Origin of the sequence: Pseudomonas sp. GM49 (assembly GCF_000282355.1) — a bacterium.
Lineage (GTDB): Bacteria > Pseudomonadota > Gammaproteobacteria > Pseudomonadales > Pseudomonadaceae > Aquipseudomonas.
This window is the reverse complement of the sequence record NZ_AKJL01000198.1, coordinates 16,038-39,371: the sequence shown is the minus strand read 5'-3', so window position 1 is coordinate 39,371 and position 23,334 is coordinate 16,038. Positions and strand designations below refer to the sequence as shown.

At 60.8% G+C, this 23,334-nt stretch carries 21 protein-coding genes; 14 read left to right on the top strand and 7 right to left on the bottom strand.

Annotated features, from left to right (window positions below; genetic code table 11):
- The 3 genes from cysT to PMI29_RS11320 form a co-directional block, all read left to right on the top strand.
- The coding region (gene cysT / locus PMI29_RS11310) for a sulfate ABC transporter permease subunit CysT (RefSeq protein ID WP_007999790.1) at positions 1-522 on the top strand (522 nt) is incomplete at its 5' end.
- 13 nt (positions 523-535) lie between these two features.
- Positions 536-1,405, top strand: coding sequence for a sulfate ABC transporter permease subunit CysW (cysW, locus tag PMI29_RS11315; protein ID WP_007972954.1), 870 nt, complete (start codon positions 536-538; stop codon positions 1,403-1,405).
- Positions 1,406-1,408: 3 nt separating this feature from the next.
- Positions 1,409-2,398 carry a sulfate/molybdate ABC transporter ATP-binding protein gene (locus PMI29_RS11320; RefSeq protein ID WP_007999787.1) on the top strand — a complete coding sequence of 330 codons (990 nt, stop codon included), beginning with the start codon at positions 1,409-1,411 and terminating at the stop codon, positions 2,396-2,398.
- 103 nt (positions 2,399-2,501) lie between these two features.
- Here the strand turns inward: PMI29_RS11320 and PMI29_RS11325 are convergent, their stop codons facing one another.
- The gene (locus PMI29_RS11325; RefSeq protein ID WP_007999785.1) at positions 2,502-3,026 is read right to left on the bottom strand and encodes an Mpo1 family 2-hydroxy fatty acid dioxygenase; all 525 of its coding nucleotides are present in this window, start codon (positions 3,024-3,026) and stop codon (positions 2,502-2,504) included.
- Positions 3,027-3,111: 85 nt separating this feature from the next.
- On the opposite strand from PMI29_RS11325, the gene PMI29_RS11330 reads away from it, so the two are divergent.
- A complete protein-coding gene (locus PMI29_RS11330) occupies positions 3,112-3,798 on the top strand; it encodes a Crp/Fnr family transcriptional regulator (RefSeq protein ID WP_007999783.1) in 687 nt (228 codons plus the stop codon).
- Positions 3,799-4,019: 221 nt separating this feature from the next.
- Here PMI29_RS11330 and PMI29_RS11335 read toward each other — a convergent pair whose 3' ends face one another.
- Positions 4,020-5,024 (bottom strand): AraC family transcriptional regulator, encoded by a 1,005-nt coding sequence (locus tag PMI29_RS11335; RefSeq protein ID WP_007999780.1) that lies wholly within the window; start codon positions 5,022-5,024, stop codon positions 4,020-4,022.
- Positions 5,025-5,124: 100 nt separating this feature from the next.
- Here PMI29_RS11335 and PMI29_RS11340 point away from each other — a divergent pair, with 100 nt between their 5' ends.
- Positions 5,125-6,198, top strand: coding sequence for a fatty acid desaturase (locus PMI29_RS11340; RefSeq protein WP_007999778.1), 1,074 nt, complete (start codon positions 5,125-5,127; stop codon positions 6,196-6,198).
- Between the two features lie 129 nt (positions 6,199-6,327).
- Here the strand turns inward: PMI29_RS11340 and PMI29_RS11345 are convergent, their stop codons facing one another.
- The 3 genes from PMI29_RS11345 to PMI29_RS11355 are packed head-to-tail and all read right to left on the bottom strand — an operon-like array spanning position 6,328 to position 10,364.
- On the bottom strand, positions 6,328-7,938 hold the full coding sequence (locus tag PMI29_RS11345) for an arylsulfatase (protein ID WP_007999776.1): 1,611 nt from the start codon (positions 7,936-7,938) through the stop codon (positions 6,328-6,330).
- 15 nt (positions 7,939-7,953) lie between these two features.
- Positions 7,954-8,769: an ABC transporter ATP-binding protein gene (locus PMI29_RS11350; RefSeq protein WP_007999774.1), complete on the bottom strand. Its 816-nt coding sequence runs from the start codon at positions 8,767-8,769 to the stop codon at positions 7,954-7,956.
- Positions 8,766-10,364 carry an ABC transporter permease gene (locus tag PMI29_RS11355; protein ID WP_007999772.1) on the bottom strand — a complete coding sequence of 533 codons (1,599 nt, stop codon included), beginning with the start codon at positions 10,362-10,364 and terminating at the stop codon, positions 8,766-8,768. Before PMI29_RS11355 ends, PMI29_RS11350 begins: the two co-directional genes overlap by 4 nt.
- A 402-nt stretch (positions 10,365-10,766) precedes the next feature.
- Here PMI29_RS11355 and PMI29_RS11360 point away from each other — a divergent pair, with 402 nt between their 5' ends.
- The gene (locus PMI29_RS11360; protein WP_007999770.1) at positions 10,767-11,780 is read left to right on the top strand and encodes an ABC transporter substrate-binding protein; all 1,014 of its coding nucleotides are present in this window, start codon (positions 10,767-10,769) and stop codon (positions 11,778-11,780) included.
- A gap of 124 nt (positions 11,781-11,904) precedes the next feature.
- On the opposite strand, the gene PMI29_RS11365 is transcribed toward PMI29_RS11360, so the two are convergent.
- Positions 11,905-12,825 (bottom strand): LysR family transcriptional regulator, encoded by a 921-nt coding sequence (locus PMI29_RS11365; protein ID WP_007999768.1) that lies wholly within the window; start codon positions 12,823-12,825, stop codon positions 11,905-11,907.
- Between the two features lie 183 nt (positions 12,826-13,008).
- Here PMI29_RS11365 and PMI29_RS11370 point away from each other — a divergent pair, with 183 nt between their 5' ends.
- The 8 genes from PMI29_RS11370 to PMI29_RS11405 all read left to right on the top strand — a co-directional run bounded on the left by PMI29_RS11370 (position 13,009) and on the right by PMI29_RS11405 (position 21,563).
- Positions 13,009-13,929 carry a TauD/TfdA dioxygenase family protein gene (locus PMI29_RS11370; RefSeq protein ID WP_007999766.1) on the top strand — a complete coding sequence of 307 codons (921 nt, stop codon included), beginning with the start codon at positions 13,009-13,011 and terminating at the stop codon, positions 13,927-13,929.
- A gap of 134 nt (positions 13,930-14,063) precedes the next feature.
- On the top strand, positions 14,064-16,424 hold the full coding sequence (locus PMI29_RS11375) for a TonB-dependent receptor (RefSeq protein ID WP_007999764.1): 2,361 nt from the start codon (positions 14,064-14,066) through the stop codon (positions 16,422-16,424).
- A 258-nt stretch (positions 16,425-16,682) separates the two neighbouring features.
- Positions 16,683-17,492 carry an energy transducer TonB gene (locus PMI29_RS11380; protein ID WP_007999762.1) on the top strand — a complete coding sequence of 270 codons (810 nt, stop codon included), beginning with the start codon at positions 16,683-16,685 and terminating at the stop codon, positions 17,490-17,492.
- Between the two features lie 44 nt (positions 17,493-17,536).
- Complete coding sequence (locus PMI29_RS11385; protein WP_007999760.1) at positions 17,537-18,262, top strand: MotA/TolQ/ExbB proton channel family protein; 726 nt, start codon at positions 17,537-17,539, stop codon at positions 18,260-18,262.
- Position 18,263: 1 nt separating this feature from the next.
- Positions 18,264-18,665, top strand: coding sequence for an ExbD/TolR family protein (locus PMI29_RS11390; protein ID WP_007999758.1), 402 nt, complete (start codon positions 18,264-18,266; stop codon positions 18,663-18,665).
- A gap of 287 nt (positions 18,666-18,952) precedes the next feature.
- Positions 18,953-19,534 (top strand): alpha/beta hydrolase, encoded by a 582-nt coding sequence (locus PMI29_RS11395; RefSeq protein WP_007999757.1) that lies wholly within the window; start codon positions 18,953-18,955, stop codon positions 19,532-19,534.
- Between the two features lie 55 nt (positions 19,535-19,589).
- Entirely contained in the window at positions 19,590-20,513 is a 924-nt protein-coding gene (locus PMI29_RS11400) for a sigma 54-interacting transcriptional regulator (protein WP_007999755.1), read from the top strand.
- 267 nt (positions 20,514-20,780) lie between these two features.
- The gene (locus tag PMI29_RS11405) at positions 20,781-21,563 is read left to right on the top strand and encodes a MetQ/NlpA family ABC transporter substrate-binding protein (RefSeq protein WP_007972924.1); all 783 of its coding nucleotides are present in this window, start codon (positions 20,781-20,783) and stop codon (positions 21,561-21,563) included.
- A gap of 479 nt (positions 21,564-22,042) precedes the next feature.
- On the opposite strand, the gene PMI29_RS11410 is transcribed toward PMI29_RS11405, so the two are convergent.
- Positions 22,043-23,239 (bottom strand): AAA family ATPase, encoded by a 1,197-nt coding sequence (locus PMI29_RS11410; RefSeq protein WP_007999750.1) that lies wholly within the window; start codon positions 23,237-23,239, stop codon positions 22,043-22,045.
- Positions 23,240-23,334: the final 95 nt, after the last annotated feature.

Below are 23,334 nucleotides of genomic sequence, written 5' to 3'. Positions count from 1 at the left end.
CCCCTGCCGTTCGCATTGCCCACGGCGGTGGCCGGTATTGCGCTGACCGCGCTGTACACGCCTACCGGCCTGGTTGGTCAGTTTGCAGCGGATCTGGGTTTCAAGATCGCCTACACCCCCCTGGGCATCACCCTTGCCCTCACTTTTGTGACACTTCCATTCGTAGTACGTACCGTACAGCCAGTATTGGCCGATATTCCTCGTGAAGTCGAAGAAGCGGCGGCGTGCCTGGGGGCAAAACCATTGCAGGTTTTCCGCCATATCCTGCTGCCGGCACTGCTTCCGGCATGGCTAACCGGTTTTGCTTTGGCCTTTGCCCGCGGGGTCGGTGAGTATGGTTCGGTGATTTTCATCGCCGGCAACATGCCGATGAAAACCGAGATTTTGCCGCTGCTGATCATGGTCAAGCTCGACCAATACGATTACACCGGCGCTACCTCCATTGGTGTACTGATGCTGGTGGTTTCCTTCGTCCTGTTGCTGCTGATCAACTTGTTGCAGCGGCGCATCGAAACCCCATAAGGAGGCGGCACCCATGTCCCAATCGTCTATTGCTGCCGCTTCCTCGAACGCTGCCCGCCGTGGCAGTGCGACCTCGCGGCGAATCCTGATCGGCCTTGGCTGGCTGATTTTTGCGCTGTTCCTGTTGCTGCCGCTGTTCATCGTGGTGTCCCAGGGCCTGAAGCTTGGCCTCGGTGCGTTCTTCACCGCGATCTTTGAACCGGACGCCCTGTCGGCGCTGAAGCTCACGGTCATCGCCGTGCTGATTTCGGTGCCGCTGAACCTGGTGTTCGGTGTCAGCGCCGCGTGGTGCGTGAGCAAGTACTCGTTCCGCGGCAAGAGCATGCTGGTAACGCTGATCGACCTGCCGTTCTCGGTATCGCCGGTGATTGCCGGTCTGGTGTATGTGCTGATGTTCGGCGCCCAGGGCCTGTTTGGCCCATGGCTGCAGGATCATGACATCCAGATCGTCTTCGCCCTGCCGGGCATCGTGCTGGCGACGATCTTCGTCACTGTGCCGTTCGTGGCCCGTGAACTGATCCCGCTGATGCAGGAACAGGGCACTCAGGAAGAGGAGGCTGCGCGCTTGCTCGGGGCCAACGGCTGGCAGATGTTCTGGCACGTCACGGTCCCCAACATCAAATGGGGCCTGATCTACGGTGTGGTGCTGTGTACCGCGCGGGCCATGGGTGAGTTCGGTGCGGTATCGGTGGTTTCCGGGCACATTCGCGGGGTGACCAACACCCTGCCGCTGCACGTCGAGATCCTCTACAACGAATACAACCACGTGGCCGCGTTCGCCGTGGCGAGCCTGTTGCTGATCCTGGCGCTCTTCATCCTGCTGCTCAAGCAGTGGAGCGAAAACCGTATTAACCGCCTGCGCGCCAGCGCCGCGGAGGAATAATTCATGTCGATCGAAGTGCGTAACGTCAGCAAGAACTTCAACGCGTTCAAGGCGCTGGACAACATCAGCCTGGACATCCAGAGCGGCGAGCTCGTCGCGTTGCTCGGTCCGTCGGGTTGCGGCAAGACCACGCTGCTGCGGATCATCGCCGGCCTGGAAACCCCGGACCGGGGCAACATCGTGTTCCACGGTGAAGACGTTTCGGGCCATGACGTGCGCGATCGCAACGTCGGCTTCGTGTTCCAGCACTACGCCTTGTTCCGTCACATGACGGTGTTCGACAACGTCGCGTTCGGCCTGCGCATGAAGCCGAAAAACCAGCGCCCGAGCGAAAGCCAGATCGCAACCAAAGTTCACGAACTGCTGAACATGGTGCAACTGGACTGGCTCTCGGATCGCTACCCGGAGCAACTCTCCGGCGGCCAGCGTCAGCGCATTGCGTTGGCCCGGGCGTTGGCGGTGGAACCAAAAGTGCTGCTGCTCGACGAACCCTTCGGCGCCCTCGACGCCAAGGTCCGCAAAGAGCTGCGCCGCTGGTTGGCGCGGTTGCACGAAGACATCAACCTGACCTCGGTGTTCGTGACCCACGACCAGGAAGAAGCGATGGAAGTCGCCGACCGTATCGTGGTGATGAACAAGGGGGTGATCGAGCAGATCGGCTCACCGGGCGACGTCTACGAAAATCCGGCCAGCGACTTCGTCTATCACTTCCTCGGTGATTCGAACCGTCTGCACCTGGGCGAAGACAACCACGTGCTGTTCCGCCCACACGAGGTGTCGTTGTCCCGGCATGAACTGGAAGACCACCACGCGGCTGAAGTGCGGGACATTCGACCGCTGGGTGCGACGACGCGGGTGACGCTGAAGGTCGAAGGGCAGAGCGATCTGATCGAGGCCGAAGTGGTCAAGGATCACGACAGCCTGATCGGGTTGGCGAAGGGCGAGACGCTGTTCTTCAAGCCGAAGGTCTGGCAGAAGGTCGCCAACATCTAAGGCAAAAGCTTCGTCGGATCGCCGCCCGGAGCAAGCCCGCTCCCACACTGATTTGCGTCGTTCACAAATCCAATGTGGGAGCGGGCTTGCCCGCGAATGCGATCTAGACAGCTGCACGCTTCGGATTGACCCGCACCCCACCCGCCCGCGCCTCGATCTGCTCTTTGAGGTCATGCCGCATCCCGAGCATGAACGCCAACTCAGCCACCACAAACAACGGCCCGACAATCAACCCGGTCACGTCATCGACAAATGCCGGTTTGCGCCCTTCGTAGTGATGGCCGACAAACTGGATCGCCCAACCGATCACGAACATCGCCACGCCACTGCTCAGCCAGACCAGCGTGCTTTGCTGCGCCAGCGCATGTCCTGCCCATACGGACAGCCCGAGCAACAGGGTCATCAACACGCCCAGGCGCAACTCCAGGCGCAGGTAAAACCACGCCGATGCCAGCGAAACGAGCACCGCCGGCGACATCCACACGCCACCCAGCGACCACTCCGGCCGGGACAGCAACACGGCGACGGCCACCACAATCAACGGAATACCGATAAAGTGACTGGCGATGTTGCGCGGATCACGGTGGTAGGCGGCGTATTGACTGAGGTGGTCGACGAGGCTTTTCATTGTTGTTCTCCTGTGGGGGGTGATTGATCATGCCCCCGGGGCACTTCCCGCTCTGTCAGCCAGGCGACAATCTCTAGGAGTTTTCATGGATATGCAGGTCTGGCGTCCACGCCTGATGAGCGGTCAGTGGTTCAGCCATTTACCTGATTCCCTACAGGATAGTCTCCTGTCGGCGGCCAGGGTGCGGCGCTTGTCGCCGGGCCAACGGCTGTTCAAACGCGGCGATCCGCCCTGCGGCCTGTACGCGGTGCTTGAAGGCGCGGTGCGCGTCGGTGCCGTGAGCGAGCAGGGCAAGGAAGCGTTGCTGAGCCTGGTGGAGCCGCCGCACTGGTTCGGCGAAATCTGCCTGTTCGACGGCCAGCCGCGCACCCACGATGCGTACGGAGTAGGCCAGTGCACACTGCTGCACATTCCCCAAAACACCTTGCTGGCGTTGCTTGACGAGCATCCGCAGCACTGGCGGCAACTGGCGTTGCTGATGAGCCAGAAGTTGCGCATGACCTTCATCAACCTCGAACAATTGAGCCTGTTGCCGGCCCCGGCAAGGCTGGCGCACCGCTTGTTGATGATCGCCGAAGGCTATGGCGAGACCGCCCCACCACGGCGCGTCCTGCAACTGCCTCAGGAGCAGCTTGCCGCCATGTTGTCGCTGTCGCGCCAGACCACCAACCAGATTCTCAAGGAGTTGCAGGGGCAGGGGATCATCGGACTGAGTTACGGTGAAATCGAAATCCTCGACGCTGCCCGGCTGCGGGAACTGGCCACAATCTGAAACTCGACGCATATCCCTTGTGGGAGCGAGCTTGCTCGCGATGACGGTGTGACAGTCTCCAGGTATGTCGACTGAAAGTCCGCTATCGCGAGCAAGCTCGCTCCCACAGGGGGCTGGGTGAATCAGAGATTTGTGGTCACCGAAAAAACTGTGGGAGCGGGCTTGCTCCGGGCGGCGTTCCGACGATGGGGCCAGATCAGCCAACTCACCTTCCGGATCAATCAGCGCAACCCATCCCGAAACTGCCCCGGCGTCATCCCGGTCCAGCGCTTGAACGCGCGACTGAAGCTGCTGGTATCGGCAAACCCGAGCAGATAACTGATTTCGCTCAGCGACACCTGCGGGTCCCGAAGGTGCAACAGCGCGAGATTTTCGCGGCTTTCATTGAGCAGCGTATCGAACCGGTACCCTTCATCCGCCAGGTGCCGTTGCAGGCTGCGAAGGCTCAGGTGCAGGGCCTTGGCGATGTGTTCGGCGCTGGGTTCGCCTTCGGGCAGTTGTTCTTCAATGGCGTCGCGGACCTTGCGCTCCCACGTCAGCGGCTTGAGTTGCGCCAGGGTTCTCTTGAGCACGGTTTCGTTGTGCTCAGCCAGTTCCGGGTTGGCGTCATCCAGGTGGCTGTCGAAGTCGACGAGGGCGAATTCCAGTCGGTCTTCGTCGGCGCCGAAGTGTACGGGCGAGCGAAAGACTTTATGCCATTGGTGCGCGTCTGCCGGCTCCGGACGGCGCAGGTAGGTTGCCATTGGTGCGTATTCACGGCCCAGGCGATTGCGGCAGGTGCGCACGTAAATCGCCATGAACGCATCGATGGCTTCGAAGGCCGGGGCCGGGTTGCCGGCAGGGATTTTCAGACGGAAATGGTAGCGATCCTCGGCGCGGGTCAGTTCCAGTTCCAGGGCATCGCTGACCACCTGGTGATAGCGCACGATGCGTTCGAACACTTCCCGCAAGCTGCCGCTGGCCACCAACGCATAACCCAGCGCATGGAAGGTGGTCGGGCTGACGAAACGCGAAACCCGCAAACCAATCGCCGGGTCGCCGCTGACCTGCACCGCCAGATGCCACAGGTGCGTGGTGCCCGACAGCGGATAGCGCGCGTTCGGGTCGTCCATCAACAACGGGTCGAGCCCCGCTTGATGGCACAGGGCGGTGCTGTCGATGCCCAGGGCGTCGAGTTGCTTGCGCAGGGCGCGGGTCCAGCTGGCGAGGGAGGTCGGTTCGGTCATGCTGATTGGCGCTTCCAGTCAACAGGTTGGCGTTTTCGGCTACCGCGTTGCGAGGGGTCGCAAGGCAGGATGCAACCATCAATAACCAGAGGATGGAAGCATGGACCGTACTTCTGCAAGCCCCCAACGACTGAATGCAGCTCAACGATCAGCCCATATCCGTGAAGTGGTGCTGGCCAGAGGCGTCGAGTTGCGCCACCAATACCCGATTCTCAAGCACCAGGACGCCCTCGGCGCGGGCATTTTGGCCTTCGCCCTGGTCGGCATGGTCGGTTCGGCGGCGCTCTACATGACCGGGTACATGGCCTGGTGGGCATGCCTGCTGCTCAACGCGTTTTTCGCCTCGCTGACCCATGAGCTGGAACACGACCTGATCCACAGCATGTACTTCCGCAAGCAGAAAGTGCCGCACAACCTGATGATGGGATTGGTGTGGCTGGCGCGGCCGAGCACCATCAACCCCTGGATTCGCCGCCATCTGCACCTCAATCACCACAAGGTGTCGGGTTCTGAAGCCGACATGGAAGAACGCGCCATCACCAACGGCGAGCCTTGGGGCTTCGCGCGCTTCTTGATGATTGGCGACAACATCATGTCGTCGTTCATCCGCATGCTGCGGGCCAAGACCTGGGCAATGAAGTTCAGCATCATTTACCGCACGCTGAAGGTCTACGCCCCCCTGGCGCTGATGCATTGGGGCGCGTGGTACGTGTTTCTCGGTTTCCACGCAGCGAACGGCGTTGCGCATCTGTTGGGCGCACCGATCGAGTGGTCGGCGACTACGTTGTCGGTGATGCAGGTGATCGACATCGCAGCCGTCGTGATCATCGGCCCGAACGTGTTGCGCACCTTCTGCCTGCACTTCATCAGCTCGAACATGCACTACTACGGCGACGTGGAGCCGGGCAACGTGATGCAGCAGTGCCAGGTGCTCAATGCCCCGTGGCTGTGGCCGTTGCAGGCGTTCTGCTTCAACTTCGGCAGCAGCCACGGGATCCATCACTTTGTGGTGAAGGAGCCGTTCTACATCCGCCAGTTGACCGTACCGGTGGGGCACAAGGTGATGCGTGAGATGGGGGTGCGGTTCAATGATTTCGGCACGTTTGCGCGGGCCAACCGGTTTGAGAGCAAGGAAGAAGTGGCCGCGGAAAAGGTGCGTACGGCTCAGGCTTAGTAGTGCTTGAAAGGGCCCCTTCGCGGGCAAGCCCGCTCCCACAGTGGATCTGCGTTGAACACAAATTTTGTGATTAACAACAAACCTGTGGGAGCGAGCTTGCTCGCGATAGCGGTGGATCAGACAACCTCAATCCGGCTGAAACGGCGACTCACTCAGGATCACCCCGGTCTCATCCACATACCGCTGCCAATGCTCGATCAAGGCATTGAGCTTCTGCGGTTGGCTCAGCGCCAGGTCATGAATCTCCCCCGGATCATTGCCCAGGTCATACAGCTGCCAGGTCGCCGGGCCCACCGGTCCCGGGATGTACACCGCCTTCCATTGCCCCTGTCGAATCGCTCGCCGACCGAACAATTCCCACCCGGTAACGGTGTGCTCGTCATGCACTTGCGCCGTTTCGCCCGACAGAAACCCAAGCCACGACTTCCCGCGAACCTCTGCCACCGGTTTGCCGTGCCATTGCTTGCCCGGATGGCGCACGCCGGCCAGGTCGAGAATGGTCGGCGTGATGTCCATCACGGTGCCGAAGCCGTGGCTGATCTGACCCTTGAGCGGCAGCTGCGGGTAATGCACCAGCGCCGGCACCCTGATCCCGCCTTCGGTGGTGAAGGCCTTGAACAGCCGCGACGGTGCGGTAGCCACTTGTGCCCAGTTCGGCCCATACCAGACGTAGGAATTGGCTCGGCCGATGTTGTCGAGGCTGTTGTCGTAATGCTGGTTGAGATAGGTCAGCAACTGCGGTCCGAATTTCGGGAAGGCTTCCAGCAATGCCCCTTCGGCGCCGTTATCGGACATGAACAGGATGAACGTGTTGTCCAGTTGCCCTTGCTGACGCAGGTAATCGACGACACGGCCGATGTTCCAGTCCATGCGCTCGACCATCGCCGCGTAGACCTCCATCGCCCGTGCGGAAATCTGCCGCTGTTCGTCGGTCAAGGCATCCCACTGCGCGGTCAACTGGATTAGTGGATGTGGCTCGACATCGGCCTCGATCAACCCCAGGGACTTGAGTTTTTCCAGACGTTCCAGCCGCAGCACCTCAGGGCCGGCGTCATAGCGCCCGCGGTATTTTTCCACCACATCGGCCGGCGCCTGCAATGGCCAGTGCGGCGCGGAAAACGGCAGGTACGCGAAGAATGGCCGGGTCTGGTCGCGCTCCTTGAGGTATTGCAGCAGCTTGTCGCCAAAGGCATCGGAGGAATAAAAATCCTTCGGCAGTTCATCGATGAACTGGTCGTCTTCGATGTACAGCGCCGGGGTGGATTTCAGCAGCCGTGGCGTCGTTTCATCGTAGGTCGGCTCGAAGCCGTAATGGTTGGCGGCGCCGGGCAACAGCGAAAACGAGCGCTCGAAACCCCGGGCGTGGGGCGCCCGTTCTGCGGTCAGGCCCAGGTGCCATTTGCCGCTCATCAAGGTCTGGTAACCGGCCTCGCGCAACAGCTCGGGCAGGGCGACCACGCGGTCGTTCAGATGCCCTTCGTAGCCCGGTTTACCGATCAGGTCCGGGGTCAGCGCTTCAGCCATGGTGCCGATGCCGGCGATGTGGTGATCGGTGCCGGTGAGCAGCATCGAACGGGTCGGCGAGCAGGTCGGTGCGGTGTGGAAGTCGGTCAGGCGCAGGCCATTGTTGGCCAGGGCATCGAGGTTCGGCGTGTTGATTTCGCCGCCGAAGGCACCGATGTCGGAAAAGCCCAGGTCATCGGCCAGGATCACTAGAAAATTGGGACGTTGCGGCATCAAGCATTTCCTTTTTCAGTAGGCAATGAAGGACAGTGGCAAATCACGGACCTGCACCGGCACGGGAGGCTGGTAGTGATCGTCGCTGGTGAGTTCGTGAAGCAGTTCTTCGCGTAACTGGTGGAAGTCGAAACTGCTGCGCTGGCGCGGATGGAGCAGGGCAATGTCGACCACTTGCTTGATCCGTCCGGGACGCGGCTCCATCACCACCACGCGGTCGGCGAGGAAGATCGCTTCCTCGACATCGTGGGTGACCAGGATGGTGGTGATTTTTGCCCGCGCGCGGATCGCCAGCAGTTCGTCCTGCATCTGCTGTCGGGTCAGCGCATCGAGGGCGCCGAAGGGCTCGTCCAGCAGCAGAATCCGCGGGCTGGCCACCAGGCCGCGAGCGATGGCCACGCGCTGCGCCATCCCACCGGAGAGCTGGTGCGGGTAGGCCCGGGCGAAGTCGCCCAGGCCCACCAGTTCGATGAAGTCATGGATGCGCTTTTGTTTTTGCGCAGCACTCAATGGCTCGTTGACCAGGCCCAGGCCGATGTTGTCGGCCACGCTCAGCCACGGGAACAAACGGTGTTCCTGAAAGACAATGCCGCGCTCGCTGCCAATGCCGCTGACGGCTTTGCCGTCCACGGTGATCTGCCCGCGAAACTGCGTATCGAGGCCCACCAGCAGCCGCAGCAAAGTGGATTTGCCACAGCCGCTGGAGCCGACGATGGCGACGAATTCACCCTCGGCGATGTCCAGGTTGAATTCGCGAATAGCCTCAAGTGTGAAGCCGTCGACGTCGAAGGTTTTGCCCACGTGATTGAAGCTGACAATTGGTGCGTTCATGCGTGTCTCCAGCGGGTGGCGCGGATTTCCAGGCGTTGGCCAATAAGGTTGAGCAGTGCGCCGGTCAGGCCCACCAGCAGCATGCCGGCCATGATCAGGTCCATGCGCAGCAGTTGCTGGGCGCCGATCATCTGGCTGCCGATGCCGCCGTTGGACGGCATGAAATATTCGGCGCCGATGGTGCCGAGCCAGGCGTAGATCAGGCTCAGCCTGAGCCCGGCGAAGATCCCTGGCGCGGCGCCCGGCAGCACCAGTCGGCGCAGGCGCTGGCGCAGATTCAGGCGCAGCACTTGAGCGGCCTCGTTCAGTTGCGGCGAGAGGTGGGCGACGCTGCGTTGGGTGGCGATAAACAGTGGGAAAAATGCCGCGAGGGCAACGAACACCCACTTGGCCAATTCCCCCAGACCGAACCACGCGGTGAGCAGCGGCACCCAGGCGAAAATGGCGATCTGGCGGATGGCGGCGAGGGTTGGGCCGAGTACGCGTTCACTGGTGCGCGACAGCCCCAGCAGCAATCCCAAGGCAAACCCTAGCCCTCCACCCAGCAGCAATCCGCCGAGGGTTCGGCCCAGACTCAGGGCCATGCCGCCAATCAATGTACCGTCGAACAAACCATCCCGAGTGGTCTGCAGGACGCCCAGCGGGCTGACCAGAATGTTCGCGTCAATCCACTGCTGATCCGTAGTCAGTTGCCACAACGCCAACAGTGCCAGCGGCAGCAGCCAGGGTTGCAGGCGCTGCCAGCCCTGGTAGCGCGGCCCGCGACGGATTTCGGCGGTGGCCGGGTGCGGCCAGTGCACCAGGTGTTTGTCGAGCAGGCCGACGCCGCGGTCCATCGCCACGCCGATCAAGCCGATCACCACGATGCACACGAATACGATGTCGAGCATGAACAACTGTCGTGCCCAGACCATCAGGTAGCCGATGCCTTCACTGGAAGCGAGCAGTTCCACGGCGAGCAGCGAAGTCCAGCCAGCGGCCAGCGCGAGGCGCACTCCGGCCATGAATGCCGGCAGCGCTGCGGGCAGCACCAGACGGCGGATCAACAGGCGCCTGGGCAAGCGCAATACGGCGGCGGCTTCGCTCAGCTTTGGTTGCGCATCGCGCACACCGACAAGGGTGTGCAGGGTCACCGGCACCACGATGGCCTTGATCAGCACCACCAGTTTCAGCACTTCACCGATGCCGAAAAACACCATGAACAAGGGAATCCAGGCCAGGGTCGGGACTTGCGCCAACCCGGCGAAAGTCGGAAACACCAGGCGCTCCAGTCGACGGCTGAAACCCAGTGCCGCACCCAAAACAGCACCAGCGCTGATCCCGGCCAGCAGCCCCCGGAACAGGCGTTGCAGGCTGATCCACAAATGGCCCCACAACTCGCCTTGGGACAATTCCACCGCGCTGGTCCAGACCAGCGACGGCGCCGGCAGGATTTGCTCACTCATCCAGTGATTGCGGCTGGCGAGCCACCAGAGCGTGAACAGGCTGAAGGGCAGCAGCCAGGGCAAGAGCCGCTGGCTCAGTGTCGGCCAATGCCGTCGACCATCAAGCCGGGGGGCGGCCAGTGGCAGGCTCAGAAGGGAAACACGGACCATGGGTGACCTCCGTTGTCGGGTTGCAATACAGGCCTGCTTTTTGTGGGAGCGAGCTTGCTCGCGATGAGGGTGTGTCAGGCGACTTGTGTGCTGGATGACACACCGCTATCGCGAGCAAGCTCGCTCCCACAGGGTTTAAGGTGTATGCAAAATTGATCTATAAAAATAAAAAATAATTCTATTTTGGGATAAGCAAGGCCATTTAAGGCTTGGGAGCGCGCACGCATCCAATGCATTCGAAGAATATTTTCGATGCTGCCAAGGCATAGCTGGCGGAGAGGCCCGTAGGGGTTGATATAGATTAAAAAGCTCTAAAAATGTGAATTTATAGTATTTAAGTGTTGGTTCCACTTCGGCCTACTTTCGGCTCCTCAACGCCAGTTTCCCCAAGGAGCCGCACCCATGAACCTTCCCTTCAAACGTGTCATCAGCCTGTTCGCTGCACCGGCCCTGGCGGGTCTGCTGGCCTTCACGGCCAACGCCAGTGAGCTCAAGGAAATCCGCATCGCCGTGCCGGACCTGAGCGCCGGTACCCAGCACAGTGGTGGCGGTGTAGTGGATGTGCTGCGCGATCAACAGATCTTCGAAAAGGCTTTCGCCGATCAAGGCATCAAGATTCAGTGGAGTTTCTTCAAGGGCGCAGGCCCGGTGATCAATGAGGCGTTCGCTAACGGTCAGGTCGACCTGGCCTACCTCGGCGATCTGGCGGCCATCATCGGCAAGTCCAATGGTCTGGATACGCGGTTGCTCAGCGCCTCGGCGCGCGGGGTGAAGCATTACCTCGGCGTGGTGCCGGGTTCGGGGATCAAGACCCTGCAGGACCTCAAGGGCAAACGCGTGGCCATCTTCCGTGGCACCGCCAGCCAGTTGTCATTCGATGCGGCGCTGGCCAGTCAGGGGTTGAGCGAGAAGGATGTGAAGGTCATCAACCTCGACTTCAATGCGGCAGTCGCGGCGCTGGCGGCGAAGCAGATCGATGCCTCGTGGGGCGGTTCCGGGCTCACGGCATTGCAAGCCAAGGGGCTGGCCGAGCTGCCGCTCAATACCAAGGACCTGGGCAACGCCGGCAGTGTGCAGGCGGTGTTGGTGGGCACCGGAAAATTCGTCGACGAGCATCCCGAGGCGGTCGCCACACTGCTCAAGGCGCAACAGCAAGCCGTGACGTGGCTGACCCAGGAAAGCAACAAGGACGCCTACATTCAACTGGTGTCAGGGCTGGCGAGCTATCCGCCGGTGATCCTCACGCAGGATCTGAAGGATCAGAAACTGAGTGAGGTATTCCCCTCGACGCTTGACCCGGTGTTCCTCGGCAAATTGCAGGATGCGGTGGATCTGGCGTCGCAGCAGAAGCTGATTCGCAAGTCGTTCAAAGTGAGCGATTGGGTGGCGCCGGAGTTGGCTGCGGCGAAGCTTTGAATTTTCAGTGAGCTCACTGGCCCCATCGCGAGCAAGCTCGCTCCCACACTGGATTTTTGTCGTACACAAACTGTGTGTCCGATAGAGATCCCCTGTGGGAGCGAGCTTGCTCGCGATAGGGCCATCAAACCGCAACGCTGATCTGCTGCCTGTCCACCGCCACCAACGTCTCGATCATCGCCCGCGCCGCCGGCGACAACCGGAACCCGGTACGACTGACAATCCCGCACCGCGCATTCATGCTCTCGATGTTCTGCGGCAAATTGCGCCAGTGCAGCAGCACCAGCGAGCCCTGGGCGATGTCCTCGATAAACGCTTCTTGCGTGCCCACGCCGATGGCGTTGGATTGCAGCACCACTTTCACCAGTGCCGGGAAATGTTCGGTCTCGATGGTCGGTGAAAAATCCACCCGGCCACTGAGGTTCGCCAGCAGTTTGCGAATGCCTGGCGGGATCTTCGTGGTCGCCAGCGGGTAGTCGAACATATCGTTGGTCGACAAGCTCTCCTTGGCCAGCAGCGGATGCCCCGGGCGGCAGAAAAACACACCGCGCTTGGGTGTCAGAGCCTGGGTCTGGAAGTTCGGGTCGGACTCGAAATGGCGGATGTCGGCGATGAAGAATTCGATCTCCTCACGGCTCAGGGCGCGGCTGAGTTTTTCCCAGTTATCTACCTCGAAACAGGTGCGCACTTTCGGGTGCGCATTGATGAATTGCGCCACTGCATCCGGCACCAGTTTCACCGCCGGTGCCGGGCCGCAACCGAAGCGCAGTTCGCCGGCATCGAGCTTGGTCATCTGCGTCACTTCGCAGCTGAGCAACGCCGCACCCTGCACCAGGCTGCGGGCATGTTGCAGCACCACCAGGCCTTCGGGGGTGGGGCGCAAGTCCTTGTTGCCACGGTCCACAAGGACGCAGCCGAACTCGTGCTCCAGCCCCTGAATGCTGCGGCTGAAGGCAGGCTGGGTAATGCCCATGGCCTCGGCCGCGCGCACGAAACTGCGGTGTTCGTCGAGGGCGATGAAGTAACGCAACTGGCGAAGATCCATATGCTTTTCCGGCATCCTAAAAATAGCTCGAAGGCATTTGCGACGAGGGTTGACTGAGGTTTTAAATGCAACCTCTTATTCCGTCAACGAAGCATGTTGATATCTATTAGATCTAAATTGAATATAGATAGAGCAGTGTTTCGCGGCCGGTTCAACCGCAAGCAGTCTGATGAGGGTCTACCCATGAGCAATGCCGCTTTCGCAGTACAACCCGCTGTTCACTCGCTTGAAATCCATCCGGTGGCCGGTCGCATCGGTGCCGAAGTCCGTGGCGTACAGCTTTCCGGCGAGCTGGATGCCGCCACCGTCGAAGCCATTCAACAGGCGCTGCTGCAATACAAAGTGATCTTCTTCCGCGAGCAGACACAGCTCGACGATCAGCGCCAGGAGGCGTTCGCCCACCTGCTCGGCGAACCGGTGGCGCACCCGACCGTACCGGTGCGCGAAGGCACGCGGTTTCTGCTGGAACTGGACGGCGCCGAGGGCCAGCGAGCCAGCTCCTGGCACACCGACGTGACTTTCGTCGAGGCCTACCCCAAAGCCTCGATCCTGCGCTCGGTGGTGGCCCCGGCTTTCGGCGGCGACACCCTGTGGGCCAATACCGCCACTGCCTACGACGGGTTGTCGGCGGAGCTGCGTGAGCTGGCCGACAAACTGGTCGCCGTGCACAGCAATGAATACGACTACGCCGGTACCAGGCCTGACGTCTCTGCCGAGAAGCTGGAGCGCTATCGCAAGATCTTCACTTCGACCGTCTACGAGACCGAACACCCGGTGGTCCGCGTGCACCCGATCAGTGGCGAGAAGAGCCTGTTGCTGGGGCATTTCGTCAAGCGCATCAAAGGCTATTCCCAGGCCGATTCGGCGCACCTGTTCGGGCTGCTGCAAAGCCATGTGATCCGCCAGGAAAACATCGTTCGCTGGCGCTGGAAGGCTGGCGATGTGGCGATCTGGGACAACCGCTCCACCCAGCATTACGCGGTGGATGACTACGGGACCCAGGACCGGATCGTACGACGGGTGACGCTCAAGGGTGAAGTGCCGGTGGGTGTGAATGGGCAGGTCAGCCAGACCGTGAAGGGGCCGGATATCGGCGGCGTCTGAGCTGACGCTATCGCGAGCAAGCTCGCTCCCACAGGGGGTCTTCGGTGTTCACAGGATCAGTGTGGGAGCGAGCTTGCTCGCGATGGCGGCCTGGCAAGCAATAAAGCATTTCTTCTGATCGGGAACCCCGCCTTATGAGTCCGTTGCATCTCGCCCCAACCCACTCTCCACAACGGCTCAAACGCCTGCCTCTGGCCCTGTTACTGGCAGGCAGTGCCAGCTGGACCCAAGGCTATGCGGCCGACAGCACCACCCCGCAATCCACCCCCTCAACAGCCGCCACAGCCGACAGTGCACAACTGGAAACCGTGACGGTCACCACTCGCCGCCGCGAAGAAAGTTCGCAGGACGTACCAACGCCCATGAGTGTGGTCAGCGGCCAGACCCTGGAGATCCAGCGGGTCTATCGCATCCAGGATTTGCAGCAACTGGTGCCCAGCGTCAACGTTGCCTACATGCATGCGCGCCAGTCCAGCGTGTCGATCCGTGGCCTGGGCAACAACCCGGCCAGCGATGGCCTGGAAGGCAGTGTCGGCCTGTACATCGATAACGTTTACCTCGGCCGGCCGGGCATGGCCGTATTCGACCTGATGGACATCGAGCAGCTCGAAGTGCTGCGCGGTCCGCAAGGCACGTTATTCGGCAAGAACACCACCGCCGGCGTGATCAACATCAGCACCCGCGCGCCAACCTTTACCCCTGAACGCAGCATCGAATCTTCGGTGGGCGAGGACGGATACTTCCAGACCAAGGGTACGATTTCCGGCCCGCTGAATGAGCAACTCGCCGGACGCTTTTCTGCGTATCGCACCCGTAGCGACGGTGACATTAAGAACGAATTCGACGGCCATGACCTGAACGGTGGCTCTCGCGATGGCTTCCGTGGCCAGTTGCTGTTCAAGCCCAACGAATCGTTCAACCTGCGCTGGATTGGCGACTACAACGAAGAAGATTCCAGTGCCGGCACCCGCGTGTTGTTCAACACCGGGCCGACCATCAATGGCTTCAATCTCTATCAATCGCGGGCCAATGCCGCTGGCGCGACACTGGTTGACGGCACGCACCGCAAGGTCAACCTGAACAACGACCAGCACGTTACCGTGCATCAGGGCGGTACCTCGGTCGAGGCCAACTGGACGCTGCCAAGCGACTTCACCCTGACCTCCATCAGCTCCTATCGCTGGTGGAATTTCACCCCGCGCAATGATGACGGCCTGAACGTATCCACCTTCTTCAACGCGGGCGTTTCGGTGGAGGATAAGCAGTACTCCCAGGAGTTTCGCCTGGCGTCGCCCTCCGGCGGATTCTTCGATTACGTGCTCGGCGCCTATTACTTCGGCTCCAACCTGGACAACAAGTCGTTCACTTTTTACGGCCCGCAAGCGGACATCTGGAACGGCACACCCAGCGGTGCGCTGAACAACGTCGACAGCGTCGGCAACGGCCATATCGAAACCAACAGCTTCGCGCTTTTCGCCCAAGGCACCTGGCACTTGACCGAACGCCTTGATTTCACCGCCGGCCTGCGCGGCACCTATGAAGAGAAAAACGCCCAGGTGACCCGTGATGCGCCGGCCGGTGGTGCAGCGGTCACCGGAGCGGCGGCCGCAGCACGACGCGCTCGTGCGGGGGCTTTCGACTCTGGAGATTTGAATCAGTACAGTTCGAGCCCCTCGGGTCTGTTGAACCTCAGCTACCGCCTCACCGACGACCTGCTCACTTACGCCACCTTGTCCCATGGCGAAAAATCCGGCGGCATCAATCTGGCCGTCGGCACGGCGCCGGTGGCCGGTGCCGACTCGCTGCTGATCGGCACCGAGCGCGCCAACAACGCCGAGCTCGGATTCAAGAGCACCCTGTGGGACCGTCGCCTGCAACTCAACGCCAACCTGTTCTGGACCCAGGTCAACGGCTATCAGACCAACGCCTTCGACGACGTCAACCGCGTGCAGTTCCTGACTAACGCCGGCTCGGTACGCTCCCGTGGCGTGGAAATCGAAAGCACCCTGATCCCGTTGCGCGGCCTGACGCTGAACATCAACGGCTCGTACAACGACGTCAGCTACCTCTCGTACAAGGATGCACCGTGCCCGCCTGAAGTCAGCCTGAGAGCAGGTGCTCCAGCCTCCTGCGACCTGACCGGGCATCAAGTGGTTGGCGCTTCGAAATGGATCGGCAACGCCAACGGCGAATACAAGTGGAACCTGAGCAACGGCTTCGAAGAGTACGTCACTGCCAGCTATGCGTTCCGCTCCAAGGCAGTGGGCACGGTGGAAGATTCCGATTTCGGGCAGATCCCGAGTTATGCGCTGGTCAACCTGTCCACCGGCCTGCGCGGCGACTTCAACCAGGGACAGTGGGACGTTTCGTTGTGGCTGAAAAACGCCTTCGACAAAACCTACTACACGACGCTGTGGACGGCCGCGAATGGTGGGTATGAAGGGCTGCTGGGCACGCCGCGGACGCTGGGTGTGACCGGTCGATATGACTTCTGACGGCGAAAAATCATGCCTCGAATGAATATTTTCAATGCGGGCAAAGCATCGGTTTTTTTCCACTACGCCCGAGCCCTTGAATGGCGGGCTCTGGCGGTGGGTTGATGGTTTACATATTCGTTTAAGGTCTAAATATAAGTTTAAACATTACTTTAAGCGCTAAGCGTTCAGGCCAATGATTGCTCCATCAGGACGTCGTCGGGGGATGTTCAGTACGACGTTCCGGTAATCCGCAAAGAGACCGCAGGGAGTTGAACAATGGGCAATGTCCAGACCGCCGTCAGTGCACATGAAGTGCTGTGGCGCCAGGCACCCGGTGGTGAGTTGGTCGACCTCGGCCGACCGCACCGGGTGCCCTTGGGCCAGTTGCGTTTGCAGCGCGCGCCCAAAGGCATCTTGAGTCGACGGGAGACGATCCTGCTCGGTGTGCTGGCGTTGCTGGTGCATGGCGCGGTGATTTATTGGGTCAATCAACAATCGACCCCGGTGCTGCCCATCGTGCCGCCGCAGACTCCGCCGATGACCATTGAGTTCTCGCGTCCGGCACCTGCGGTGGTCGAGCCGCCGCCACCGCAACCTGTCCAGCCAGTGGTCGAGCCGCCACCGCCCGTGGAAGACGAACTGGCCGTGAAGCCGCCGCCACCAAAGCCGGTTCCCAAGCCCAAACCGGTTGCCAAACCGATACCGAAACCGGCACCCAAGGCGGTTGAGCAACCACCCGCGCCGCCGAAACCGGCAGCGCCCGTAGCGGCCCCTGCGCCACCTGCTCCCCCGGCCCCAGCTCCCGTGACACCCGCTTCAGCGAACGCGGGCTACTTGAAAAACCCGGCGCCGGAGTACCCCTCGCTGGCCCAGCGTCGCGGCTGGGAAGGCACGGTGTTGTTGCGCGTGCATGTGCTGGCCAGCGGCAAGCCCGGCGAGATCCAGATCCAGAAAAGCAGCGGTCGCGATGCACTGGACGAAGCTGCGCTGAACGCGGTGAAGCGCTGGAGTTTCGTGCCGGCCAGGCAAGGTGATGTGGCCCGGGACGGCTGGGTCAGCGTGCCGATCGATTTCAAGATTCATTAAACCGAAACCAATTTCGCGCGAAACGTTTACACGAGGAATACACCATGACGTTACTGGCATCTCCACTTGAATCCATCGAAAGCGCGGTGATCTGGCTGCTGGTGGTTTTTTCCGTCGCGACCTGGGGTTTGGCATTGCTCAAGGGCGTGCAGTTCGGTCGCCTCAAGGCACAGGATCGAAAGTTTCATCAACAGTTCTGGGCCGCTTCGAGTCTCGATTCGGCGGCGGAACTGAGCGAAACCCGGCCCGGAGCGGCAGCCCGGGTTGCACAGGCAGGTTATGCCGCGATCCAGGTCGGCGAGGCGCCGCAGACGGCGGATTTGAGCCAGGCGATCAATCATCAGGATCGTCTGGAGCGTGCCTTGCGTCAGCAGATCGTGCGCGAGCGCCGGTCGCTGGAAACCGGGTTGGCAGTGCTCGCTAGCATTGGCAGCACCTCACCGTTCATTGGTTTGTTCGGCACGGTGTGGGGAATCATGGAAGCGTTGAAGGGCATCAGCGCGGCGGGCTCGGCAAGCCTGGAAACAGTGGCCGGGCCGATTGGCGCGGCGCTGGTTGCCACCGGCGTAGGGATCGCCGTCGCGGTACCGGCGGTGCTGGTTTACAACTATTTTTTGCGTCGTTTGAAACTGACGGCGGCGGACCTGGATGACTTCGCCCACGACTTCTACAGCCTGGCGCAGAAGAGTTCGTTCCGCGTGCTGATTCACCCGACGGCACACAAACTGGCGGCCCAGGGCAGCGCACAGAAAGTGAAGGAGGCGTCCTGATATGGCCTTCTCCACGCAAGACACCGATGAGGTGCTCAGCGAGATCAATGTGACGCCGCTGGTGGATGTGATGCTGGTGTTGCTGGTGGTGTTCATCGTCACCGCGCCACTGCTGACCAACGCCATTCCGATCAACCTGCCCAAGACCGAAGCGGTGGCGCCGGTGGAGCAGAAAGACCCGTTGGTGGTGAGCATCGACGGTGCCGGCAAACTGTTTATCAACAAGGACGAGATACAGCCGGACTTGCTGGAGTTCAACCTCAGGTCGGCGAAGGCCAAAGACCCCGAGGTGCGCGTGCAGTTGCAGGCGGACGATGGGGTGAATTACGGCGAGGTGGCCCGGGCCATGGCGTCGATTGAGCGGGCAGGGATTACCAGGCTGTCGGTGATTACTGCGCGTTAACCGATTTTCGATTTTCCGGGGCCGTCTCCTTGGCAGGGTGCGGCCCTTTTTTTGCTTCAACTTTCGCGAACACACTGTTCCCTGTGAGAGCGAGCTTGCTCGCGATGGCGGTGGATCAATCGACATCGATGTTGAATGTCCGGGCCCTATCGCGAGCAAGCTCGCTCCCACAGGTTACATGTTTAATATTCGATATAGATCTTAATAAATAGCTTCTTATTCCTTAACGAATATATCTCTCCTCCCTATACTCGTCCGGGAACAGACACGCAGCAGGAGTGTTCCCCATGCGCAACGAATCCATTCGCTACCTGATTGTGCCGGGCTGGCAAGGATCGCCAGAAGATCATTGGCAAAGCCACTGGCAGAACAGTCTGCCGAACAGCGCACGGGTGGAGCAGGCCGACTGGCTGACACCGCGCCGTGAAGACTGGGTCGCGGCGCTGGCCGAGGCGATTGCCGCCGACAGCACGCCGGTGATTCTCATTGCCCACAGCCTGGGCTGCATCACTGTCGCCCATTGGGCAGCGACCGCACCCGTGCAGTTTTTGCGTCAAGTGCGTGGTGCCCTGCTGGTCGCACCGGCGGATGTCGAGCGCCCGGCCTGCGCGCCGGCCTTGCGCAACTTCGCGCCGATTCCGACGGATCTGCTGCCCTTTCCGAGCCAGGTTGTCAGCTCCGACAACGACAGCGCCGTCAGTGCGCCGCGAGCCCTGGAGCTGGCGCGCCAATGGGGCGCCGAGGCGGGGATTCTGGCGGGGGCGGGGCATATCAACGTGAAGTCCGGTCACCAGCGCTGGGAGCAGGGTTTTGCCTATCTCTATCGCCTGCAGAACCGTATGGAACACCACGCCCTGCGCCGCGCTTGAACACTTTCTTTATTTAACGCCCCCGTCTCCCGGCGGTTTTGGGCGGGAGTCTGCCATGAGCTTTGAAACCTTCGGTCAGCCGCTGCTGACCTTTCCCGATGCCGAAAAAAGTCCCCTGAGCATCCGCGCCAAGGCGTTGGTGTTTGTCGATCCGCGTTCGCGGAAGTTGCGCGAGGACCTGGAGCAACTGGCCACGCGTTCAGTCTCGGTGCTGATCCGTGGCGAAACCGGGACCGGCAAGGAATTGCTGGCGCGGCATATCCATCGCGCCAGTGATCGCGGCGGGTTGTTCGTATCGGTCAATTGCGGCGCGATCAGCCCGACCTACGCCGACGCCGAGCTGTTCGGCTATGCAGCGGGCAGCTACAGCGGTTCGGCGAGCAGTCGTGCAGGCTGGTTCGGCTCGGCCAATGGCGGCACGCTGTACCTGGACGAAATCGGCGACCTGCCGCTGCCGATCCAGATCAAGCTGCTCGCCGCCCTGGAGAACCACGAAGTCACCCGCGTCGGCGCTCAGCAGCCGAGCCCGGTGGATGTGCGGCTGGTGGCGGCCACCAGCATCGATCTGGCCCAGGCCGTCGCCGCCGGAAAATTCCATGAGCGGCTCTATTACTACCTCAGCGAAGGCCAGCTCGAACTGCCGGCGCTGCGCGAGCGCACGGGCGACATCCTGTCGCTGGCCGAATACTTTCTCGGCATCTACAGCCAACGGCTCGGCCTGCCGGTGCCATTGATCAGCGAAGCGGCGCAACTTGTGCTGGAACGCCACAGTTGGCCGGGCAATACCCGGGAGCTGGAAAACATCATTCACTTTGCGCTGTTGGTGAGCACCGGTGACGAAATTTTGCCAGAGCATTTGAATTTGCCTGATGAAGGTCTGGGAAAGATCGAACGGCAGCTCAAGCAGATTTTTTGCAACGGTTCCGATGCCGAAAAAGACGCCTTGAAACAACTGCTCGCAAACGCCGGATTCCTGTAGGAGCGAGCTTGCTCGCGAGAAATCCACAAACGTCGTTGGGTATCAGGTTTGCGCGTTTTCGTTCTCGACCATCGTCGGAACGCCGCCCGGAGCAAACTCGCTCCTACAGCTGTATGAACAAAATGGAATATGAAGCTGAATAAACGTTATTGTTCGGGAATAAAAAATCCCGGTATTGTCCGCTTCACGCCAGCGATAGCACTTCACTGGCACTCTCATCTTCAAGCCGTCGCCACAAGCGACTGTGATTTTCGATAAGGACACTGCATGAAAAAGGTTCTGTTGTTCACCGCATTGGCGGCTGCCCTGACCGCGGGCCTGGCCCAGGCTGGCGAAAAACTGGTGGTTGCCGCAACCCCGGTTCCACACGCCGAGATTCTTGAGCTGATCAAGCCAACCCTCGCCAAAGAAGGCGTGGACCTGGAAATCAAAGTATTCACCGACTACGTTCAGCCGAACGTTCAGGTCGACCAGAAGCGTCTGGACGCCAACTACTTCCAGACCCTGCCGTACCTGAAAAGCTTCAACGAAGGTAAAGGCACTCACCTGGAAACCGTGATCGGCGTGCACGTCGAACCGTTCGGCGGCTACTCGAAGAAAGTCAAAACCCTGGCTGAGTTGAAAGACGGCGCGACCATTGCCATCCCGAACGAAGGCAGCAACAGCGGTCGTGCCCTGATCCTGCTGCAGAAGGCTGGCCTGATCGAGTTGAAAGACCCGAAAAATGCCTTGGCCACGCCGAAAGACATCGCCAAGAACCCGCACAACTTCAAGTTCAAGGAGCTTGAGTCGGCGATGTTGCCGCGTGTGCTGGATCAGGTCGACCTGGACATGATCAACACCAACTACGCGCTGGAAGCGGGTCTGAACCCGGCTAAAGATGCCTTGGTGATCGAAGGTGCCGATTCGCCTTACGTGAACTTCCTGGTGGCTCGTCCGGACAACAAGGACAGCGTTGCCATCCAGAAACTGGCCAAAGCCCTGACCAGCCCTGAAGTGAAAGCGTTCATCGAGAAGAAGTACAGCGGCGCGGTATTGCCAGCGTTCTGATTCGTGGAGTAAACCCCTTCAAGGTTTCAAACGCCGACGGCTGATTTAGCGTCGGCGTTTTTTTGAGCGTTCGATTTACCTGTGGCGAGGGAGCTTTTGTGGCGAGGGGGCTTGCCCCCGTTCGAATGCGCAGCATTCGTCCCAAGGTGCGTCATTGAGAATTTGGGAGGTTATTAGGGGCCGCTTCGCAGCCCAACGGGGGCAAGCCCCCTCGCCACAAAGAGCCTGTTGACCCTGGAGTTGCTCAGGCCGGCCCGGCCTTCAACGCCCTGCGCAACGCCATCAATAATTTCAGAATGTCCTGCGGATCCAGCCGTTGCGGCGTTTTTACGTCTGCCATGTTCTCGTCCTTGTGAGGTGTTGGCCGGGAGTCTGGCCAAAAGTGGTACGTCCTTGGAGCTGTGTTTCGAAAAAAAGATCCTTCCTGTGGTGCAAGGGAAAATAGACGTCTTCCATCGTCCCGGCAAATCACCTGCCATTCAATCCGGCCAATACCATGCCGGCTCATCCAGCATGCGCTGGCCCACGATCCCGGTCTGGCCGAGATTTTTTTCCAGCACGATGCAGTTGCATTGCGGATCCTGCTGCAATGCCGAAATCAAGCGCCGGGCATGGGACACCACCCACACCTGACACTGTTCTGATGCACGGATAATCAAACGCGCCAGCGCCGGCAGCAGATCCGGATGCAGACTGGTTTCCGGTTCGTTCAACACCATCAGGGTTGGCGGCCGCGGCGTCAGCAGCGCTGCAACCAGCAGCAAGTAGCGCAATGTTCCGTCCGACAACTCGGCGGCCGACAACGGCCGCAACAACCCCTCCTGAAAGAACTCGATGGCGAAGCGTCCACCCGGCAGCGGTTCGATGTGCAGTCGCGCGCCGGGAAACGCGTCGCTGATCGCGGCCTGCAACGCCTCGGGATCGCCGATTTCGATGATCGTCTGCAAGGCCGCCGCCAGGTCGCGTCCGTCGTGATGCAGCACCGGCGTGCGGGTGCCCAGTTGTGGTTGACGCGACGGGGCGTTGGCGTCGCTGCGAAAGTGATCATAAAAGCGCCAGCGACGGATGAACTCGCGCATCTCCAGCACTTCCGGCGAACCGCGCAGGCTGCCGACCTGATCGAACAGGCTGTCGAAAGTCGGCGTGTGTTGGGCCAGTACATCCCAGCTGCGATTGGCACGGGCGCGAATCATTGGGCCGTCACGATCGACCAGTAGACTGGCCGGACGATAGAACGCTCCAGCCCATAGGCATTCGCGCTTGATCTGCGGGTCGAGGCTGAAACGTGACGGTATGGGCAAACGGTGCCCGGGCAGCATGAAATGGCCATTGGAATCGGGCAGGCCCAGGCTGATCGAGTAGCCAAAATCATCACCGGCAAAACCCAGCCGCAGGCGTTTGACACCCTGGCGCACCGTGGCTTCGATGGGCACTTCGCCGTTGCGCATGCGCCGGGTGATGGTTTCCGGGCCGGCCCAGAAGGTCGAATCCAGCCCGCCTTCACGGGCCAGGGCATTGACCACGCCGCCCTGAGCGGTTTCCGCCAGCAGCCGCAGCGCACGGTAAAGGTTGGATTTGCCGCTGCCATTGGGGCCGGTGATCAGATTCAGCTGGCCCAGCGGGATCACCAGTTTGTTGATCGAGCGGTAATTGGCCACCGCGAGGGTCTTGAGCATGTGGGTTCCTGAAGCGGGATCGGGCGGGGTTCATTGTCAGGTACGCGCAGCCGTCTATGGCAAGTGTTTCAGGGGTAAAACGGTGCGATTTTTTT

Coding starts and splice junctions, on each gene's coding strand:
- cysW (WP_007972954.1), top strand. CDS start 536: ATGTCCCAATCGTCTATTGCTGCCGCTTCCTCGAACGCTGCCCGCCGT.
- PMI29_RS11320 (WP_007999787.1), top strand. CDS start 1,409: ATGTCGATCGAAGTGCGTAACGTCAGCAAGAACTTCAACGCGTTCAAG.
- PMI29_RS11325 (WP_007999785.1), bottom strand. CDS start 3,026: ATGAAAAGCCTCGTCGACCACCTCAGTCAATACGCCGCCTACCACCGT.
- PMI29_RS11330 (WP_007999783.1), top strand. CDS start 3,112: ATGGATATGCAGGTCTGGCGTCCACGCCTGATGAGCGGTCAGTGGTTC.
- PMI29_RS11335 (WP_007999780.1), bottom strand. CDS start 5,024: ATGACCGAACCGACCTCCCTCGCCAGCTGGACCCGCGCCCTGCGCAAG.
- PMI29_RS11340 (WP_007999778.1), top strand. CDS start 5,125: ATGGACCGTACTTCTGCAAGCCCCCAACGACTGAATGCAGCTCAACGA.
- PMI29_RS11345 (WP_007999776.1), bottom strand. CDS start 7,938: ATGCCGCAACGTCCCAATTTTCTAGTGATCCTGGCCGATGACCTGGGC.
- PMI29_RS11350 (WP_007999774.1), bottom strand. CDS start 8,769: ATGAACGCACCAATTGTCAGCTTCAATCACGTGGGCAAAACCTTCGAC.
- PMI29_RS11355 (WP_007999772.1), bottom strand. CDS start 10,364: ATGGTCCGTGTTTCCCTTCTGAGCCTGCCACTGGCCGCCCCCCGGCTT.
- PMI29_RS11360 (WP_007999770.1), top strand. CDS start 10,767: ATGAACCTTCCCTTCAAACGTGTCATCAGCCTGTTCGCTGCACCGGCC.
- PMI29_RS11365 (WP_007999768.1), bottom strand. CDS start 12,825: ATGGATCTTCGCCAGTTGCGTTACTTCATCGCCCTCGACGAACACCGC.
- PMI29_RS11370 (WP_007999766.1), top strand. CDS start 13,009: ATGAGCAATGCCGCTTTCGCAGTACAACCCGCTGTTCACTCGCTTGAA.
- PMI29_RS11375 (WP_007999764.1), top strand. CDS start 14,064: ATGAGTCCGTTGCATCTCGCCCCAACCCACTCTCCACAACGGCTCAAA.
- PMI29_RS11380 (WP_007999762.1), top strand. CDS start 16,683: ATGGGCAATGTCCAGACCGCCGTCAGTGCACATGAAGTGCTGTGGCGC.
- PMI29_RS11385 (WP_007999760.1), top strand. CDS start 17,537: ATGACGTTACTGGCATCTCCACTTGAATCCATCGAAAGCGCGGTGATC.
- PMI29_RS11390 (WP_007999758.1), top strand. CDS start 18,264: ATGGCCTTCTCCACGCAAGACACCGATGAGGTGCTCAGCGAGATCAAT.
- PMI29_RS11395 (WP_007999757.1), top strand. CDS start 18,953: ATGCGCAACGAATCCATTCGCTACCTGATTGTGCCGGGCTGGCAAGGA.
- PMI29_RS11400 (WP_007999755.1), top strand. CDS start 19,590: ATGAGCTTTGAAACCTTCGGTCAGCCGCTGCTGACCTTTCCCGATGCC.
- PMI29_RS11405 (WP_007972924.1), top strand. CDS start 20,781: ATGAAAAAGGTTCTGTTGTTCACCGCATTGGCGGCTGCCCTGACCGCG.
- PMI29_RS11410 (WP_007999750.1), bottom strand. CDS start 23,239: ATGCTCAAGACCCTCGCGGTGGCCAATTACCGCTCGATCAACAAACTG.